General features: G+C 74.3%; 12 protein-coding genes. 9 read left to right on the top strand and 3 right to left on the bottom strand.

What is annotated here, in order from left to right:
* Positions 1–223 precede the first annotated feature (223 nt).
* Complete coding sequence (locus tag ACFP2V_RS23770) at positions 224–1,423, top strand: bifunctional adenosylcobinamide kinase/adenosylcobinamide-phosphate guanylyltransferase (protein WP_381216055.1); 1,200 nt, start codon at positions 224–226, stop codon at positions 1,421–1,423.
* 18 nt (positions 1,424–1,441) lie between these two features.
* Here ACFP2V_RS23770 and ACFP2V_RS23765 read toward each other — a convergent pair whose 3' ends face one another.
* Complete coding sequence (locus tag ACFP2V_RS23765; protein ID WP_381216052.1) at positions 1,442–2,560, bottom strand: class I SAM-dependent methyltransferase; 1,119 nt, start codon at positions 2,558–2,560, stop codon at positions 1,442–1,444.
* A 288-nt stretch (positions 2,561–2,848) separates the two neighbouring features.
* On the opposite strand from ACFP2V_RS23765, the gene cobT reads away from it, so the two are divergent.
* Positions 2,849–4,003: a nicotinate-nucleotide--dimethylbenzimidazole phosphoribosyltransferase gene (cobT, locus tag ACFP2V_RS23760; protein ID WP_381216049.1), complete on the top strand. Its 1,155-nt coding sequence runs from the start codon at positions 2,849–2,851 to the stop codon at positions 4,001–4,003.
* Between the two features lie 71 nt (positions 4,004–4,074).
* Here cobT and ACFP2V_RS23755 read toward each other — a convergent pair whose 3' ends face one another.
* Positions 4,075–4,839 (bottom strand): hypothetical protein, encoded by a 765-nt coding sequence (locus ACFP2V_RS23755; RefSeq protein ID WP_381216046.1) that lies wholly within the window; start codon positions 4,837–4,839, stop codon positions 4,075–4,077.
* A 60-nt stretch (positions 4,840–4,899) separates the two neighbouring features.
* Here ACFP2V_RS23755 and ACFP2V_RS23750 point away from each other — a divergent pair, with 60 nt between their 5' ends.
* Positions 4,900–5,691 carry an adenosylcobinamide-GDP ribazoletransferase gene (locus ACFP2V_RS23750; RefSeq protein WP_381216043.1) on the top strand — a complete coding sequence of 264 codons (792 nt, stop codon included), beginning with the start codon at positions 4,900–4,902 and terminating at the stop codon, positions 5,689–5,691.
* 37 nt (positions 5,692–5,728) lie between these two features.
* On the opposite strand, the gene ACFP2V_RS23745 is transcribed toward ACFP2V_RS23750, so the two are convergent.
* Positions 5,729–6,535: an endo alpha-1,4 polygalactosaminidase gene (locus tag ACFP2V_RS23745; RefSeq protein WP_381216040.1), complete on the bottom strand. Its 807-nt coding sequence runs from the start codon at positions 6,533–6,535 to the stop codon at positions 5,729–5,731.
* 282 nt (positions 6,536–6,817) lie between these two features.
* Between ACFP2V_RS23745 and ACFP2V_RS23740 the strand changes: the two genes are divergently transcribed.
* The 6 genes from ACFP2V_RS23740 (at position 6,818) to ACFP2V_RS23715 (ending at position 18,228) form a co-directional block, all read left to right on the top strand.
* The gene (locus ACFP2V_RS23740) at positions 6,818–8,365 is read left to right on the top strand and encodes a leucyl aminopeptidase (RefSeq protein ID WP_381216037.1); all 1,548 of its coding nucleotides are present in this window, start codon (positions 6,818–6,820) and stop codon (positions 8,363–8,365) included.
* 422 nt (positions 8,366–8,787) lie between these two features.
* Positions 8,788–10,176, top strand: a complete 1,389-nt coding sequence (lpdA, locus tag ACFP2V_RS23735) for a dihydrolipoyl dehydrogenase (RefSeq protein WP_381216034.1) — start codon at positions 8,788–8,790, stop codon at positions 10,174–10,176.
* Between the two features lie 60 nt (positions 10,177–10,236).
* Positions 10,237–12,033, top strand: coding sequence for a 2-oxoglutarate dehydrogenase, E2 component, dihydrolipoamide succinyltransferase (gene sucB, locus ACFP2V_RS23730; RefSeq protein WP_381216031.1), 1,797 nt, complete (start codon positions 10,237–10,239; stop codon positions 12,031–12,033).
* A gap of 428 nt (positions 12,034–12,461) precedes the next feature.
* The gene (locus ACFP2V_RS23725; RefSeq protein ID WP_381216029.1) at positions 12,462–13,100 is read left to right on the top strand and encodes a GntR family transcriptional regulator; all 639 of its coding nucleotides are present in this window, start codon (positions 12,462–12,464) and stop codon (positions 13,098–13,100) included.
* A gap of 159 nt (positions 13,101–13,259) precedes the next feature.
* On the top strand, positions 13,260–18,041 hold the full coding sequence (locus tag ACFP2V_RS23720; RefSeq protein WP_381216026.1) for a cation-translocating P-type ATPase: 4,782 nt from the start codon (positions 13,260–13,262) through the stop codon (positions 18,039–18,041).
* Between the two features lie 55 nt (positions 18,042–18,096).
* Complete coding sequence (locus tag ACFP2V_RS23715; RefSeq protein WP_381216023.1) at positions 18,097–18,228, top strand: hypothetical protein; 132 nt, start codon at positions 18,097–18,099, stop codon at positions 18,226–18,228.
* Positions 18,229–18,255: the final 27 nt, after the last annotated feature.

The raw sequence follows: 18,255 nt of genomic DNA, 5'->3' as shown, positions 1-18,255 counted from the left end.
TCATCCGATCAACGACACACCCGCGCAAAGGCCACACATTCGAACCTCACACTCGCCTGTCCTACCGACACCGGTACCGGACGCACGACACCACCAGATGACACCATCACTACGGATACCAAAGGAAACGCGTGAGCCTGTCCCGCGGATGATTCGGGGGATCATCGGTGACAGTGCCCGACCGGGCGCGCAGGAGCCGTGGAGAGGGGCGAAAATCGGGTCCGTGGAACTCACTCTGCTCGGCACCGGTGCCCCCGCGGGCCTGCCCCGCCCCGACTGTCCCTGCGCCGCCTGCGCGTCCGCCGCCGGTCCCCACGCGCGCGCGGCGACCTCGCTGCTCGTGGACGGTTCGCTGCTGCTCGACCTGATGCCGGGCGTGGCCTTCGCCGCCGCCCGCGCGGGGCATTCGCTGGGCGGTGTGCGCCAGGTGCTGCTCTCCCATCCGCACGACGGTCCCGCGGTCGAGGTGCCCGCCGGGCTGCCGCAGCCCGGCCGGGTGCCGGACGGACGGGAGCTGGCGCTGCTGACGGGCCACCGGGTGCGGGCGGTGGCGCTGGACGCGCCGGGCACCGGGTACGCGGTGACCGGCCCGGACGGGCAGCGGCTGCTGTATCTGCCGCCGGGCACGGCGCCGGCCGGCCTGGAGGAGCCGGCCGCACCGTACGCCATGGTGCTGCTGGACGTCGTGGGGCGCCCGGACGCGCTGGCGCGGCTGCGGGCGGTGGGCGCGGTGGGGCCGACGACGGATGTCGTCGCCGTGCACCTCGACCACGACGTGCCGCCGGGCGCGGAGGAGCGGCGCCGGCTCGCGGCGGCCGGGGCACGCGCCGTGCCGGACGGGACCACGCTGGAGGTGGGCGCCTACGAGGACGTCCCCGACCTGCCGCGCCGGACGCTGATCCTGGGCGGGGCGCGGTCCGGCAAGTCGGTGGAGGCCGAGCGCCGGCTGGAGACCCTGCCCCAGGTGCTGTACGTGGCGACCGGCGGGTCCCGCAACGGGGACACCGAGTGGGCGGCCCGGGTGTCGGCCCATCAGGAGCGGCGGCCCGGGTCGTGGCGGACCCTGGAGACCTGCGATCTGGTGCCGCTGCTGGGGGTCGACGGGCCGCCGCTGCTGGTGGACTGTCTGTCGCTGTGGCTGACGGACGCGATGGACTCCGTCGGGGCGTGGGACGACGCCCAGTGGGCGGACGGCGGCGAACGGGCGCTCAAGGAACGGGTGCGTGAGCTGACGGACGCGGTGCGCGCGACCCGGCGGACCGTGGTCGCCGTGTCCAACGAGGTGGGCTCGGGCATCGTCCCCGCCACCGCGTCCGGCCGCCGGTACCGGGACGAACTCGGGCGGCTGAACGCGGCGTTCGCGCGGGAGTGCGAGCAGGTGCTGCTGGTGGTGGCGGGCCAGGCGCTGGCGCTCCGGGGGTGAACCGGGGTCGGCGCCGGGTCAGGTCGCCGGCTTTCGCGCGATGATCCGGTACGCGTTGGCGAACGGGGTGTGCCGCAGGACGGGTGCCAGCGCGAAGTCCGTCAGCGCCGCGACGGCGACCAACGGGACACCCGCCCGCAGCAGCACGGCACGCGCCTGCTGCTGGAACGGGGTCGGCGGGATCGCGCGCCACGGGGCGTCCGGAGCGGGCAGGGCATGGGAGAGAGCCAGCGCGGCGGCGCCGGCCAGGTCGTACGGGACGTACAGGGCACGGTGCTTGGACCCGGACGTGCCGGGCTTGGCGGCGACGGACCTGGTCGTGACGATCGCGCAGCCGAGCGCCTCCAGTTCGGCCCGGAGGTTGCGCGGCGGCAGCAGGTGGAGTCGGCGGGGCTGGTCGTAGGACAGCCACCGGTTGCCGAACAGGGCGGCGAACGCGCAACCGGGGTCCAGCGTCTCGATGAGCAGATGTCCGCCGGGGCGCAGGGCGTCCAGGGCGGCGCGGAGTTCCGCCCGCGGGTCGGTGGTGTGTTCGAGGTGGTGCAGCAGGCTGACGACGTCGTAGCGGGCCGCCACCCGGGCTCCCAGCTTCGGGTCCGTCAGCGCGCCGATGTGGGCCTCCTCGACGCGGTCGAGGAGGCGGGCGCGTTCGACGCGCGCGGTGAGGTCGGTGCCGTCGAAGGCGGTGTACGGGAAGAACTCCCGCGCGGTGTCCGGGAAGCGGCCGTGCCCGGTGCCGACGTCCAGCCAGCTCTCCGGTTCGCCGAAGCGCAGCATCGCGCGGGCCGTGGCCCGGCGGCGGCGCGGGGCGTCGCGCAGCGCGAGGACGTGGTCGGTGACGGCGTCCCGGGGGGCTCCGCGCAGCGCCCGGTGGTGGAAGGCCAGGCCCTCGGCGGTGAGCCGGGGGTTCTGGAAGGTGTGTCCGCATTCCCGGCACTCGTCGACGGTGAACCGGCCCGGCCGGTGCCGCCGCAGGTCACCGGTGCGCAGCCGGTTGCGCAGCCGCGCCGAGCCGCACCAGGGGCAGTCCCCGCGGCGCGGCTCGTGCACCCGCACGGAGGCTTGCTGGGCGGGGACGACCGGAGCACGGCGGGCGGCGGGCGACGGGACGGCGGCGGGCGCGTCGGGCTCTGACATGGCGGCTCCGGGTGGGTCGGGCGGGGCGAGCGGGGTGAGGTGGGCGGGGCTGAACAGGGAGGGGCGCGAACGGAACGGGTGGAACGGGCTCGGTGTCCTGACTGCATGGTCGGGGCACGGTGACGACATTCCCTTGCAAAACGTTACGGATCGGATGGCGATCCCGGGCGCAATGACGCCGGGGTGGCGTCGTTCGGCGGGCGGGATGCCGGCGGCGCGGCCCGGAGGATGCCGACGACGGGCCCCAGGACCCCGATGTGTTCGATCCGGGCCGGTACTGTTCGGCGAATGAGCGCGCTTAATCTCGACGACTTCACCGATCTGATCGAGCGTCCGGACGGCGGGGTACGCCGTGACGCGGAGGCGCGCCGCGAGCGCCAGATCGTGCCGCCCGGGTCGCTGGGCCGCCTGGACGAACTGGGTGAGTGGCTGGCCGCCGCGCAGTCCGCGGTGCCGGTGCGGCCGATCGAACGGCCGCGGGTCGTCCTCTTCGCCGGTGATCACGGGATCGCCCGGCAGGGTGTCTCGGCGCGGCCCGCGGGCAGCGCCGTGGAGCTGGTGCGCGAGGTGCTGGAGGGCGGCCGTCCGGTGTCCGTGCTGGCCCGGCGGCTCGGAGTGCCGGTGCGGGTGGTCGACATGGCCCTGGACTGCGACCCGGACACCCTGCCCGAGGACGTCGTACGGCACCGGGTGCGGCGCGGCAGCGGACGGATCGACGTCGAGGACGCGCTGAGCCTCGAGGAGGCCGAGGCGGCGTTCCGGGCCGGGGTCGCGGTGGCCGACGAGGAGGCCGACTCCGGTACGGACCTGGTGGTGCTCGGCGATGTGAGCGTGGGCGGGACCACGGCGGCGGGTGTGCTGGTGGGCGCGCTGTGCGGGACGGACGCGTCCGTGGTCACCGGGCGCGGCGGGCTGGCGATCGACGACCTGGCCTGGATGCGCAAGTGCGCGGCGGTCCGCGACGCGCTGCGACGGGCCCGGCCGGTGCTCGGCGACCAGCTGCGGCTGCTGGCGACGGTGGGCGGGGCCGACCTCACCGCGATGACGGGCTTCCTGCTGCAGGCCGCGGTACGGAAGATGCCGGTCGTGCTCGACGGGGTCGTGACGGCGTCGTGCGCGCTGGTGGCGCAGCGGATCGCGTTCCGGGCGCCGGACTGGTGGCTGGCCTCGCACGACAGCGGTGAGCCGGGCCAGGCGAAGGCACTGGACCGGATGGCGCTGGAACCGCTCCTCTCCCACGGCGTCACCGTGGGAGAGGGCACGGGCGGCCTCCTGGCCCTCCCCCTGGTCCAGGCGGCGGCCGCCCTGGCCGCGGAACTGCCGGAACACCCGAAGGAGTCGGAGATCCGGGAGGCGCCGAAGACACCGGAATCCTCGGAGCGGCCTGCCGAGACGGACCGACCGGCGGAACCGGAGACCCCGGGAGCGCCGAAGCCCGAGTAGCCGGCCCTCTTACGCCCCGAGAGGCGGTCCCGGCACCCCCGCCGCCCTGTCACCCACGTCCACCCGCCCTGTCACCCACGTTCAATGGGGCGGGGCGGGTCGGGGTCGGGTGTGCCGCCGATCCAGTTCTGGACGGCGCGGCGGGGCGCCGACCAGCGGAGGTCGTGGTGGTAGGCGCGGAGGACGGCTTTCGCGCGGGCGCGGGGTCTGCGCCGGTAGAAGTGTCTGGACCACGGGGAGCCGGGACGGGCCAGGCGCAGCGCGCCGAACAGGGCGATGACGGGGACGATCACGCCGAACACGGCGATCCTCGCCTTGCCCTTGCTCAGGGCGATGAGCGAGAAGAGGAAGTTGACCCCGACGTTCAGGGCGACGCCGACGCGGTTCTGGAGTTCTTCCCCGCTGAGGTTGTTGACGCCGAACGGGGAGAACCCGGCCAGCACCAGCCCGACCAGGGCGGCGGTGAGGACGACCACCTCGACGCTCTGCCGGCCCGCTTCGGTCCAGTAGACGTCGTCGAGGTGCAGGATCAGCGCGAACTCGTCCAGGACGAGACCCGCACCCACGCCGAAGACGACCGCGCTGAGCGCCGACCCGAAGCCGCGCCCGCCGCTCGCCACCGCGCCGAAGCCGCCGACGACCGTGAGGATCACGCCGGGCACGACGTGGTGGATGTGCAGACCGCCCGCCTTGACGTTGCCGAAGGGGCCCTTGCCGGCCCGGATCAGCCGGGTGACGGCCCGGGTGATCACGAAGGTGAGGACGAAGGCGGCGAGGGCGAGAAGCAGCGGCAGCTTGCCCGGCTCGATGATGTTCCGCTGCAGCCAATGTCCCATAAGCGCACTTTATCCATGGCGGCTCGGGGTGCCTTGCTGACCACCGGGTAACCTGCGCCGGTGCCCGCACCCTTCCTGACCTCGCTGTCCGACGGTCTGCGCTTCGCCTTCGGCACCCTGACCGTGTTCCCGGTCCGGGTGACCCGCTGGGACCGCCCGGCCGCGTGCGGCGGCATGCTGTGCGCCCCGCTCGCCGGGCTGGTGGTGGGCGCCGCGGCCGCCGCCGTCGGGCTCCTGCTGCTGCTCCTCGGCGCGGGCGCGCTGCTCGCCGCCGTCGCCACCGTCGCCGTACCCGCCGTCCTCACGCGCGGGCTGCATCTCGACGGGCTGGCCGATGTCGCGGACGGGCTCGGCAGCGGCAAGCCGGCCGAGGACGCGCTGCGGATCATGAAGCAGTCGGACATCGGGCCGTTCGGCGTGCTCACCCTCGTCCTGGTGCTGCTGGCCCAGGTGGCCGCGCTGGCCCAGGCCTACGGCGACTCCTGGACCCGGGGCGCGCTCGCCGCCGTGGTCGCGGCGGTCGCGGCCCGGCTCGTCCTCACCCTCGCCGCCCGCGCCGGGGTGCCGCCCGCCCGTCCGGAAGGGCTGGGCGCCGCGGTCGCCGGGGTCGTCCCGCGGGCGGGCGCGGCGGCTGTCGCGCTCGCGGTGACCGGGGCCGCGGCGGCCGGGGGCGCCCTCCTCGGCGCGGACGGCGTCGTCCGTACCGTCCTCGCGGTGCTGCTGTCGGCCGCGGCCGCGCACCTTCTCCTGCGGCACTGCGTCCGCCGCTTCGGCGGGGTCACCGGCGATGTGTTCGGCGCGCTGACGGAGACCGCGGCGACGACCGTCCTCGTCGTCGCGGCGCTGGGCTGAATCGTCCACGGCGCCCCGGGGCTGTCCGGTACGGGCCTCAGCAGGCTCGGCGCCAGACCCCCAGTTCGTACTTCTTCAGCAGCGAACTCAACCTCAGCCGCCGGGAGTCCGCGCAGAAGCGGTCGGTGGGCAGTTCGTACTCGACGTGGAAGACGGCCTTGCCGGCCTCGATGAACGGGGTGAGCCGCGCGCACTCGCCGTACTGGGCGCACTGCTCGTTGACCGCGAAGTCGTGGTCGCCGACCAGCTGCGGGATCTGGTCCAGGTCGTTCTTCAGGCCGACGGCCAGGCCGCGCTCGTGGGCGAGCCGGGCGATCAGGCGGTTGTAGCGGAGCTGGTCGGCGGCGGTGAGCGGGAACCCGGTGCGGTTGCGGTAACCGTCCATGTTGTCCGGCTCCACCGCGTCGAAGCCCTTGTCCCGGCACATGTCGAACCGCTCGGCCATGATCGGCTCCAGGACGTCGGTACGCCGGATGTCGAGCCAGCGCTCGCCCTCCCAGCCGTTGCCGCGGCCGATCACCTCGCCGGGGAAGTCGCCGGCGTCGGGGCGGAAGTCCTCCCAGGCGCCCGTGGACAGGTAACAGATGACCTTCCGGCCGTCGCGGTGCAGCCGCGCGACCGTGTCCCCGGAGTGGTCGAACCCGTCGATGTCATAGACCGGTACGTCGACCGAGGTGTCGAGGCGTCCGCTGAGCTGCCACTGCCAGTCGGTGCCGGGACGCGGCTGCCAGCGGGGGCCGTCGCTCTGCCCGGGCCCGGACCCCGGACCGGATCCGGAGCCGGGGTCCGTTCCAAAGGCGCAGCCCGCGAGCAGCAGCAGCAGCGCGCCCAGAGCGAGTGGCACGGCAAGCGGTCCTGGGGGTCGTCTCACGGGTGTCTCACCTTCGCCGCCGTCCGGCGGTCCGCGGGCGGGGCCCCGAGGACGGCCGCCACGTCACCGATGGGTGAAGGCCCGCGGGAGGGAGCGGACACGCAGACGCGCGTAGTCTCGTCCGGAGTGTCGCCGTACCGGGGACGGCCCCGCCGAGACCGTACCGCCAGGTCGCCGTTAGGGTCGGCGCCGGGCCCGGTCGACCCACACTTTTCGGCCACTGCAACTTCACATCGGAAGCGAGAATTCACCACCGTGACTGCTCTCACTCTCAGCACCGCCGCGTTGCCCGGCCTGCGAGCCGACGCGATCGTGATCGGTGTCGCCAAGGGCACTGCGTCCCCGGCCGGGGGCCCGGTCGTCGTACCGGGCGCCGAAGCCGTGGACAAGGCCTACGACGGCAGGCTCGCCGACGTCCTGGAGACCCTCGGCGCGTCCGGCGCCGAGGGTGAGGTGACGAAGCTCCCCGCGCCGACCGGCTTCAAGACGCCGCTCGTGGTCGCGGTGGGCCTGGGCACCCAGCCCGAGAAGGACGCCGCCCCCGACACCGAGGCGCTGCGCCGCGCGGCCGGCGTGGCCGCCCGCGCCCTCTTCGGGTCCAGGAAGGCCGTCTTCGCCCTCCCGATGACGGACGCGGCCGACGCCGGCGCGGTCGCCGAGGGCGCGCTGCTCGGCGCGTACTCCTTCGACGCCTACAAGAACAGGGACGACGACGACGGCAAGGACGGGAAGAAGGACCGGAAGGCGCCGCTCGCCGAGGCCGTGCTGGCCGGCGTGAAGTCCCGCGACAAGGCGTTCAAGGCCGCCGTGGAGCGTGCCACCGCCGTGACCGAGGAGCTCAACCGGGCCCGCGACCTGATCAACACCCCGCCCAACGACCTCGACCCCGAGGCGTTCGCCGCCGTCGCGCAGGCCGCGGCCAAGGAGCACGGCATCAAGGTGCAGGTGCTCGACGAGAAGGCGCTGGCCAAGGCCGGCCACGGCGGCATCCTCGGCGTGGGCGCCGGCTCGGCGTCGGGTCCGCGGCTGGTGAAGCTGTCGTACACCTCCGCCAAGGCGAAGAAGCACCTCGCCTTCGTCGGCAAGGGCATCACGTACGACTCGGGCGGCATCTCGCTGAAGCCGGCCGGGCACAACGAGACGATGAAGTGCGACATGAGCGGTGCCGCCGCCGTGTTCGCCGCGGTGGTCGCCGCCGCCCGCCTCGGCCTCGCGGTCAATGTCACCGGCTGGCTGGCCCTGGCCGAAAACATGCCGTCGGGTTCCGCCACCCGCCCGGGTGACGTGCTGCGCATGTACAGCGGCAAGACGGTGGAGGTGCTCAACACCGACGCCGAGGGCCGTCTGGTCCTCGCGGACGCGCTGTGGGCCGCCTCGGAGGACAAGCCCGACGCGATCGTGGACGTCGCGACGCTGACCGGCGCGATGGTCCTGGCGCTGGGCAACCGCACCTTCGGCATCATGGCGAACGACGACACCTTCCGCGCCGCGGTGCTGGAGGCCGCCGAGGAGGTCGGCGAGCCCGCCTGGCCGATGCCGCTGCCGGAGCACCTGCGCAAGGGGATGGACTCGGCCACCGCCGACATCGCGAACATGGGCGAGCGGATGGGCGGCGGACTCGTCGCCGGTCTCTTCCTGCGCGAGTTCGTCGGCGAGGGCATCACCTGGGCCCACCTCGACATCGCGGGGCCGGCCTTCAACGAGGGCAGCCCCTTCGGGTACACGCCCAAGGGCGGTACGGGTTCGGCGGTACGGACGCTGGTCCGCCTCGCGGAGCAGACGGCGGCCGGCGAACTGGGCTGAGCCGACCGGCCGCCGGCGGGGCCCCGTGCGCGGGCAGGACGGGGCCCCGCCGACCGCCGGCCGGGTCGTGCCCCGCCGTACCGGGCCGGATGCTTCCGGATCCTTCCGGGCCGGATCCTTCCAGGCCCTTCCGGTGCGTGCCGCCGGCCGCGCCGCCGTCGTACCGCCCCCGTACCGGCCGGGGCTCCGGGGGGCGCGTCGTACGGGACGTCGCACGCGCTCACCGTGCCCACGACGGCGGTTGCTCGAACGTGGGGCGTCTCACACCGCCGCCCCACGTCTCGTTCCGCGCCGACAAGTGCGAGGATAGGGCTCGGCAGGACAGGGCCCCACCGAAGGGCCGAAGGCAAAAGAGCGGCCGGACACCAGCCGCCGACCGGTCGCTGCAGACCGGCGTGGCGCACATGCATGGAGGACGTGACGTGGCGAACGACGCCAGCACTGTTTTCGACCTAGTGATCCTCGGCGGCGGCAGCGGCGGTTACGCCGCGGCCCTGCGCGGGGCGCAGCTGGGCCTGGACGTCGCCCTGATCGAGAAGGACAAGGTCGGCGGTACCTGCCTGCACAACGGGTGCATCCCCACCAAAGCCCTGCTGCACGCGGGCGAAATCGCCGACCAGGCCCGCGAGAGCGAGCAGTTCGGTGTGAAGGCCACCTTCGAGGGCATCGACATGGCGGCCGTCCACAAGTACAAGGACGACGTGATCTCGGGCCTGTACAAGGGCCTGCAGGGTCTGATCGCTTCCCGCAAGGTGACCTACATCGAGGGTGAGGGCCGGCTGTCGTCGCCGACCTCCGTCGATGTGAACGGCCGGCGGCTCCAGGGCCGCCACGTCCTGCTGGCGACCGGCTCCGTGCCGAAGTCGCTGCCGGGCCTGGACATCGACGGCAACCGGATCCTCTCCTCCGACCACGCCCTCGTCCTGGACCGTGTGCCGAAGTCCGCGATCGTGCTGGGCGGCGGCGTCATCGGCGTCGAGTTCGCCTCCGCGTGGAAGTCCTTCGGCGCCGACGTCACCGTCGTCGAGGGCCTGAAGCACCTCGTCCCGGTCGAGGACGAGAACAGCTCGAAGCTGCTGGAGCGGGCGTTCCGCAAGCGGGGCATCAAGTTCAACCTGGGCACCTTCTTCCAGAAGGCCGAGTACACCCAGGACGGCGTGAAGGTCACCCTCGCCGACGGCAAGGAGTTCGAGGCCGAGGTCCTGCTCGTCGCCATCGGCCGCGGCCCGGTCTCGCAGGGCCTGGGCTACGAGGAGGCCGGGGTTGCCATGGACCGCGGCTACGTCCTGGTCGACGAGTACATGCGCACCAACGTCCCGACCATCTCCGCGGTCGGCGACCTCGTCCCGACGCTCCAGCTCGCGCACGTCGGCTTCGCCGAGGGCATGCTGGTGGCGGAGCGGCTGGCCGGTCTGAAGACCGTCCCGGTCGACTACGACGGCGTGCCGCGGGTGACGTACTGCCACCCGGAGGTCGCCTCCGTCGGCATCACCGAGGCCAAGGCCAAGGAGATCTACGGTGCGGACAAGGTCGTCGCCCTGAAGTACAACCTGGCGGGCAACGGCAAGAGCAAGATCCTCAAGACCGCGGGCGAGATCAAGCTCGTCCAGGTCAAGGACGGTGCGGTGGTCGGCGTCCACATGGTCGGCGATCGTATGGGCGAGCAGGTCGGCGAAGCCCAGCTGATCTACAACTGGGAGGCGCTGCCTGCCGAGGTCGCCCAGCTGGTCCACGCCCACCCGACGCAGAACGAGGCGCTCGGCGAGGCGCACCTGGCCCTCGCGGGCAAGCCCCTCCACTCCCACGACTGACGTCTTCGGTCACGGGCGCGACGACACAGACTTCCGCACTTCTAAGGAGCAACCGAAACCATGGCGGTTTCCGTAACCCTTCCGGCGCTCGGCGAGAGCGTCACCGAGGGCACTGTCACCCGGTGGCTGAAGGCCGAGGGCGAGCGCGTCGAGGCCGACGAGCCGCTGCTCGAGGTCTCCACCGACAAGGTCGACACCGAGATCCCGGCGCCCACCTCGGGTGTGCTGTCCTCCATCAAGGTCGCCGAGGACGAGACCGTCGAGGTCGGTGCCGAACTGGCCCTGATCGACGACGGCAGCGGGGCCCCCTCCGAGGCTCCGGCCCCGGCCGCCGAGCAGCCCGCCGCACCGGCTCCCGAGCCGACCCCGGCCGCCCAGCCCGCGCCCGCCGCCGAACAGCCTGCCCCGGCGCCCGCGGCGGAGGCCCCCGCCGCGGGTGCCGCCGAGGGCACTGACGTGGTCCTGCCCGCGCTCGGTGAGTCCGTCACCGAGGGCACCGTCACCCGCTGGCTGAAGTCGGTCGGTGACAGCGTCGAGGCCGACGAGCCGCTGCTCGAGGTCTCCACCGACAAGGTCGACACCGAGATCCCGGCGCCCACCTCGGGTGTGCTGCTGGAGATCACGGTCGGCGAGGACGAGACCGCCGAGGTGGGCGCCAAGCTCGCCGTCATCGGCGCTCCGGGTGCCGCTCCGGCGGCTGCCGCCCCGGCCCCGGCTCCCGCCCCGCAGGCCGCCCCGGCCCCGGCTGCCGCTCCGGCGCCCGCTCCTGCTGCTGCCCCGGCCCCGGCTGCCGCTCCGGCTCCGGCTCCGGCTCCGGCTCCGGCTCCGGCTCCGCAGCAGGCTGCCCCGGCCCCCGCGCCGGCGGCTCCCGCCGCTCCGGCCGCCGCCGCGCCCGCCGCGGTTCCGGCCGCCGCACAGCCGACCGACGAAGGCGCCTACGTGACCCCGCTGGTGCGCAAGCTCGCCGCCGAACAGGGCGTCGACCTGGCCACCGTCAAGGGCACCGGCGTCGGTGGCCGTATCCGCAAGCAGGACGTGGTCGCCGCGGCCGAGGCCGCGAAGGCCGCCCCGGCGGCGGCTCCCGCGCCGCAGGCCGCCCCGGCGGCCAAGCGGACCCCGGTCCTCGAGGTCTCGCCGCTGCGCGGCCAGACCGTGAAGATGCCGCGGATCCGCAAGGTCATCGGCGACAACATGGTCAAGGCGCTGCGCGAGCAGGCGCAGCTGTCCTCGGTCGTCGAGGTCGACGTCACGCGGCTGATGAAGCTGCGTGCGCGGGCCAAGGACGCGTTCGCGGCCCGTGAGGGCGTCAAGCTCTCCCCGATGCCGTTCTTCGTCAAGGCCGCGGCCCAGGCGCTGAAGGCCCACCCGGCCGTCAACGCCCGGATCAACGAGGCCGAGGGGACCATCACCTACTTCGACACCGAGCACATCGGTATCGCGGTGGACTCCGCGAAGGGCCTGATGACCCCGGTCATCAAGAACGCCGGTGACCTCAACATCGCCGGTATCTCCAAGGCCACGGCCGAGCTGGCGGGCAAGGTCCGGGCGAGCAGGATCACCCCGGACGAGCTGTCCGGCGGGACCTTCACCATCAGCAACACCGGTTCGCGCGGCGCGCTGTTCGACACGATCATCGTGCCTCCGGGCCAGGTCGCGATCCTCGGCATCGGTGCCACGGTCAAGCGTCCGGCCGTCATCGAGACGGAGGAGGGCACGGTCATCGGCGTCCGCGACATGACGTACCTGACGCTGTCCTACGACCACCGTCTGGTGGACGGTGCCGACGCGGCCCGTTACCTGAACTCGGTCAAGGCGATCCTGGAGGCGGGCGAGTTCGAGGTCGAACTCGGCCTGTGATCCACGGCCGTTGAAACCGGGTCGCCGACCCCGGTCACTGGTGCCCCCGTCCGGAAGTCTCCGGGCGGGGGCACCGTCGTGTGCGCGGTGTGCGGGCCTCGGCTGGGGCGTCGCACGGGCCCGGCCGCACCGATCGTGTGAGCCCGGCCGCACCGGCCGTGTGAGCCGAGCCACACCGGCCGTGCGGAAGTCGGGGGGTACGTCGTGGGATGGTCGGCGCATACGCCGCGGGGCATGGTGTATACGCCGTGTAAGCCTCGTCTCACCTGGTCGAAAGCGCCCTGTGCGCCCCTCCCGGACGGCGTCACCGCCGTATTGTCTAAGGGTCAATCGTCCTCAAGGGTCCTGTCCGTCGCCCGTCCGCCGCCCTTCGACGGGGCCAGTCGGGCGGCTGCCTCGGATTCACGAGTCCTGTTCAAGGAGCCCTCATGACCGCGCCCGTCGTCCACTCGCTGCGCGAGCAGATCCGCGAGCACATCCTGGAAGGGATCATCAGCGGGCGCTGGCAGCCGGGCGAGCGGATCGTGGAGCGGCGGATCGCGACGGAGCTCGAGGTCAGCCAGACGCCGGTGCGGGAGGCGTTGCGCGAGCTGGAGTCGCTGCGGCTGATCGAGTCGGCGCCCAACAAGGGCGTCCGGGTGCGGAACCTCTCGGCCGAGGACCTGGAGGAGAGTTACCCGGTGCGGGCCGGTCTCGAGGCGATCGCCGCGGAACTGGCGGCGGAGCGGCTGGCGGAGGACTGCTCGGCGCTGGAGTCGCATGTCGCCGCGCTGTACGAGGCCGACCGCGTCGCCGACGGCACGGGCCAGGTGCGGCACACGGTCGCCTTCCACCGCGAGCTGGTCCGCGCGGCCGGCAACTCGGTGCTGCTGCACACCTGGGAGGGACTGGGCATCGAGGTCTTCACCGCCCTGTCCATCCGCTGGCTGGGCACGGTCCAGCAGTCCTACGCCGAGGAGCACGAAGAGCTGGTCGCGGCGTTCCGACAGCAGGATCCGGACATCGGCCGCCTGGTGAAGGAGCATGTGCTGGGGTGCGCGCCGCACGCCGCCGACGCCCCCACCTGATCTCCCGTATGCGCCCGTTCCGGCCGGGTCACCGTCCGCCCGGTCCATCCCGCGTCGCTGCGCCGGGCAGAACTGCCGGGACGTGCTCATACTGGTGAGTGCCGTGTCCTTCCCCGGGGCGGTGACCACGCCCCCCCGTCAGCCGAGGGTGGAGGCCATGTGATCCGGCCACAGCTCTCCTCCGTGTTTCCCAGGTCCGTGCTGGGCGCGTCCGTCCCGTCCTCGCCGCGCAGCGCCATGGCCTCGGCCGCATCGGCGGTCCGGTCCGTCGCACAGGGTCTGGCCGCTGTACCGGCGGCGCTCGCGTCGACCGGTACGGTGCTGCGGCCTCAGGTGCCCGGCCTCCGGCACACCCCGGGTGGCGTGCAGATCGCGGTCCAAAGGCTGGGGCGGCCCGGTACGGCAGCGGCGGCGCGCGAGCTCGAGGCCACACTGCGCCGGGTGCCGGGGGTGAGCCGCGCGGAGGTGAACGGCACGCTGGGCTGCGTGTACGTCGGCTGCGGGCCGAAGACCGATCTTGCGGCCGTCGCCGACCTCGTCGCGGCCGCCGAGGAGGCCCCGCTCGCGGAGGGCGCGGACCGGGGACGGCCCCCGGTCGGCTACCCGGGTTCTGCGGAGGAACGGATCGGCGCGGCCGTCCGGATCTGCACCGGCCTGGTGGCCGTGGGGGTGGCGTCGGTGGGCGAAGCGCTCAGGCTGCCGGCTCTGCACCCGGCGGTGCTGGCGGCGGTCCAGTTCGCGGAGTCCGCGCCGCCGCTGCGCGACGGCATCGCCCGCCGGGTCGGCGAGACGGTCACGGCACGCGGCTTCGCCGTGGCGGACCTGCTGGCGACGACGCTGTCCTTCCGGCCGGTGGGCGCCGCGGTGACCACCGTGCTGGCCGTCGCCCGGTACGCGGAGGTGCAGGCCCGCCGCGGGGCCTGGGCGGACTGGGCGCGCGGGCTGGGCGTGCACGAGGGGGCGTACCGCCACGACGCGGTGCCGGGTTACGGGCGTCCCGTGCCGCTGCCGCCGGGACCGGGCGATCGGTACGCCAAGGTGGCGGCACCGGTGGCGCTCGCGGCCTACGGTCTGGCGTCGGTCGGCATGCTCGGCCAGGACCGGGCGCTGGCGCCGCTGATCGCGGGGACGCCGCACGGCCCCCGGTTCGGCCGGGAGGCGTTCGCGTGCTCGGTGGGCCGGGCCCTTTCCGACCGGGGGGCGCTGGTGCTGCGGCCGGAAGCGCTGCGCCGCCTGGACCGGATCGACACGGTGGTCCTCGATGCCCGGGTGCTGGCCGGCCGCGACTGGACGGTCGAGGGGGTGCTGCGCCTGCCACCGCCCGGCGCCCCGAGGTCCGGCCTGCCGGACGATGACGGTCCCACGGGCCCTTCCGAGGGCGGACGGGAGAGCGCGGGGCCTGCCGACGTCCCCGGAAACGCGGGGGCCGACGGCGTCCCGGAGACCGGGGGGCGTGCGGGCGGTGCCGGGCCTGGCGGTCCGCAGGACGGCGGCTCGGCGGACGACGACGAGATCCACGTACGGATCCACGAGCTGATCGAGGCGGACGGTCCGGCCCGGAGGCGTCCCAGGCACGGCGCCGGCTCCCTCTCGCCGAAGCGGCAAGACGGCTGGGAGCTGAGGCCGTTCGGCGATGCGGAGGCCGCTCCCGACGGCGCCCTCGGCGGCGACGGCGGGCCCGCGCAGGCGGCCGCGCGGGCCCGGCAGTGGGCCGAGGAGGGTGCGCAGGTCGTGCTCGTCCTACGGGAGGGCACGCCGGTGGCGTTGGCTGCCCTGGTCCCCCAACTACACCCGCTCGCACACCACTTGGTGCGCGCCGCACGGGAGTGCGGTCAGGTGCGACTGGTGGGCGGCCCACCCGAACTGCACCGCCGGTTCGGGCTCGACGAGGCCGTGCCCACCGGCCACCGGCGTACGGCCGCCCTGGTGCGCTCCCTCCAGGCGGAGGGGCACGGGGTCGTGGTGGTCTCGGCACGGACCCGGCGCGCCCTTGTCCGCGCGGACCTGGGCATCGGATCGATCGCCGTCCCACGGCACGTGCCGTGGGAAAGCGACGTCGCCGCCCCTCCCGAGGTCGTCCACCTGCTGCTGACTGCCCTGACGGAGGCCCGGCGGATCGGCCGGCTGTGTGCCCGGCTGGATGGCGCAGGCACCGTGGCGGGCTCGGCTCTCGCCCTGCTCGTGCCCCGCCCGCGGGCCTGGGCGCGGGCCCGTCTGGTGGCCGACGGGGTGAGCATCGCCTCAGTCGCCGCGGGCCTCTGGGCGGGGTGGCGGCTACGCGGACGTCCGGCCCCGGCCGCCGCCGAGCGCACGCCCTGGCACGCCATGGCGGTACGCCAGGTGATGTCCCGGCTCGGCACCTCGTCCCGAGGGCTGGACGAGGCCGACGCCGCCCGGCGCCGGCAGTTCGAGGACCGGGACCGGCACGAACATACCGTCGGTCTGATCGGCCGGGTCGCGGAGGAGCTGGCCAATCCGCTCACGCCCGTCCTGGCGATCGGCGGCGGTGTCTCGGCGGCGCTCGGCTCCGTGCTGGACGCCGTGCTGATCGGCGGGGTGCTCGGCATGGACGCGCTGATCGGCGGGGTGCAGCGGCAGCAGGCGGACACCGCGGCACAGCGGCTGGTCGAGGCCACGTCGGTGCGGGTGCGGGTGCGCCGGCCCGGCCGGGCGGAGGCTGTGGAGGAGGCCGGCGAGCACCTGGTGCGCGGGGACCTGATCGAGCTGCGGGCCGGGGACTCGGTCCCGGCGGACTGCCGAGTGGTGCGGGCACAGGGCCTGGAGGTGGACGAGTCCAGCCTCACCGGCGAGTCGCTGCCCGTCGTGAAGAGCGCGGCGCCGACCGCGGCCCGGGCCGTCGCGGACCGCACCTCGATGCTCTACGAGGGCACGACGGTGGCGGCCGGCGAGGCGCTCGGTGTGGTCGTCGCCACCGGGACCGCCACCGAGGCGGGCAGCGCGGCCGGGGCGGGTCCCGGGGGCGCGCCGCCGGAGAGCGGGGTGGAACGGCGGCTGAAGGCGCTGGGCCGGTGGTTCCTGCCGCTGTCCGTCGCCGCGGGCGCCGCCCTGTTCGCCGTCGACCTGCTCCGCAGACGACCTCTGGGCGCCGCCCTGGGGGCCGCGGTCAGCCTGTGCGTGGCGGCCGTACCGGAGGGGCTGCCGTTCGTCGCCACGGTCGCGGAACTGGCCGCGGCCCGTCGGCTGTCCACGCGCGACACCCTGGTCCGCAGTGCCTCCACCATCGAGGCGCTGGGCCGCACCGACGTGCTGTGCTTCGACAAGACCGGCACACTCACCGAGGGCCGGATCAGCCTCCAGCAGGTCTCCGACGGCCTGCGGCGCGGTGCTCCCGGCCGGCTCGCTCCGGCACTGCGCCGGATCGTCGCCACGGCCGCCCTGGCCGGTCCGCCTGGCGCGGCCTCGACGCTGGCCCATCCCACCGACCGGGCCATCGCCACCGGGGCCGGGCGGCTCGGTGCCGCCCCGGCCCGGGCCGCCGGGCTCGGCGCGGACATCTGGGAGCGGCTGGCCGAGCTGCCCTTCGAACCGGGACGCGGTTACCACGCCGTGCTGGGGCGGTCCGACAGCGAGGCGCGGATCGTCGTCAAGGGCGCACCGGAGGTCGTCCTGGCCCGCTGCGACCGGGTCCGCCGGGACGACGCCACCGAGCCGTTCGACGAGCGGCTGCGCGGGGAGGCGGAAGCGGAGATCGACCGGCTGGCCCGGCGCGGCCTCAGGGTGCTCGCGGTCGCCGAGCGCGTCCTGCCCGCGGGTGCGCCGCAGGAGGGCACCGCACCCGCCGGTCCGGCGGACCTCGGCGACGAGGTCGTCGACGGGCTGTGCCTGCTGGGCCTGCTGGGCCTCGCGGACCCGGTGCGGCCCACCGCCGCGCAGAGCGTGGACCGGCTGTCCCGGGCCGGGGTGCGCATCGTCATGCTCACCGGCGACCACCCCAGCACCGCCGCCGCGATCGCCCGGGAACTGCGGCCCGGTGAGGAGCCGCGCCTGATGACCGGGGCGGAGCTGGACGCCCTCGACGACGCGGCGCTCGCCGGGAAACTGCCGGACATCACGGTGTTCGCCCGGGTCACCCCGGCGCACAAGGTCCGTATCGTCACCGCGCTGCGTTCGGCCGGCCGCATCGTCGCCGTCACCGGCGACGGCGCCAACGACGCGCCCGCCATCCGGATCGCCGACGTCGGCATCGCCCTCGGCTCCCGGGCCACGCCGGCGGCCCGTGCCGCCGCCGACGTGGTCGTCACCGACGACCGGATCGAGACCATCGTCGACGCCTTCGTCGAAGGCCGGGCCATGTGGGCCTCGGTGCGCAAGGCGCTGGGCATCCTGCTCGGCGGCAACCTGGGGGAGATCGTCTTCACCCTGGCGACCTCGCTGTTCACCGGACGCAGTGCCCTGAACGCCCGCCAGCTGCTCCTGGTCAACCTGCTCACGGACATGCTGCCCGCCATGGCCATCGCCGCCCGGCCGCCCGCCGACCGTCCCGACCGGCTGCTCGCGGAGGGCCCGGAGGCCTCGCTCGGCAAGGCCCTGATCCGGCACATCCGGCTGCGCGCCGCCGTCACCACGGTGGCGGCCACGGTCGCCTGGATCGTCGCCCGGGCCACCGGCACCCGGGGGCGCGCCGACACGGTCGCCCTGGTCGCCCTGGTGACGTCCCAGCTGTTCCAGACACTCCAGGACGCCGGCCGTGATCCGGTGGTGGCCGTGGCCGCGGTGGGGTCCCTGGTGGTCCTGGGCGTGGTGGTGAGCGTGCCGGGGCTCAGCCACTTCTTCGGCAGCCGGCCCCTGGGCCCCGCGGCCTGGACGATCGCGCTGGCGTCGGCGGCGGGGTCGTTGCTGGTGCCCCTCCTGGCCCGGGGCGCCGCCGACGCGTTGGGGAGAGTTCACCCGCAGAACACCCGTGTGCAGCCTGCCGTATGACATCGGGGGCGACAAAGGAGTCGTCCCCGGCACACCACGCGAAAGGCGGCGGACCATGCCGCACATCCTCACCACGATCCTGACCCAGGTGGCGATCGCCCTGATCGAGACCGCCGTGGTTCGGCTGGCCGTCCGGCTCTGGAAGGCCCTCGACACGAGCGGACGCCCGGCGGCCGCATACGCCTGAGCGCCCCTGAACCAGACTGCCCGAATT

Origin of the sequence: Streptomyces incanus, from assembly GCF_042656345.1 — a bacterium.
Lineage (GTDB): Bacteria > Actinomycetota > Actinomycetes > Streptomycetales > Streptomycetaceae > Streptomyces > Streptomyces incanus.
This window is presented reverse-complemented; position numbering and strand designations above follow the sequence as displayed.

Coding starts and splice junctions, on each gene's coding strand:
- ACFP2V_RS23765 (WP_381216052.1), bottom strand. CDS start 2,560: ATGTCAGAGCCCGACGCGCCCGCCGCCGTCCCGTCGCCCGCCGCCCGC.
- cobT (WP_381216049.1), top strand. CDS start 2,849: ATGAGCGCGCTTAATCTCGACGACTTCACCGATCTGATCGAGCGTCCG.
- ACFP2V_RS23755 (WP_381216046.1), bottom strand. CDS start 4,839: ATGGGACATTGGCTGCAGCGGAACATCATCGAGCCGGGCAAGCTGCCG.
- sucB (WP_381216031.1), top strand. CDS start 10,237: ATGGCGGTTTCCGTAACCCTTCCGGCGCTCGGCGAGAGCGTCACCGAG.
- ACFP2V_RS23725 (WP_381216029.1), top strand. CDS start 12,462: ATGACCGCGCCCGTCGTCCACTCGCTGCGCGAGCAGATCCGCGAGCAC.
- ACFP2V_RS23715 (WP_381216023.1), top strand. CDS start 18,097: ATGCCGCACATCCTCACCACGATCCTGACCCAGGTGGCGATCGCCCTG.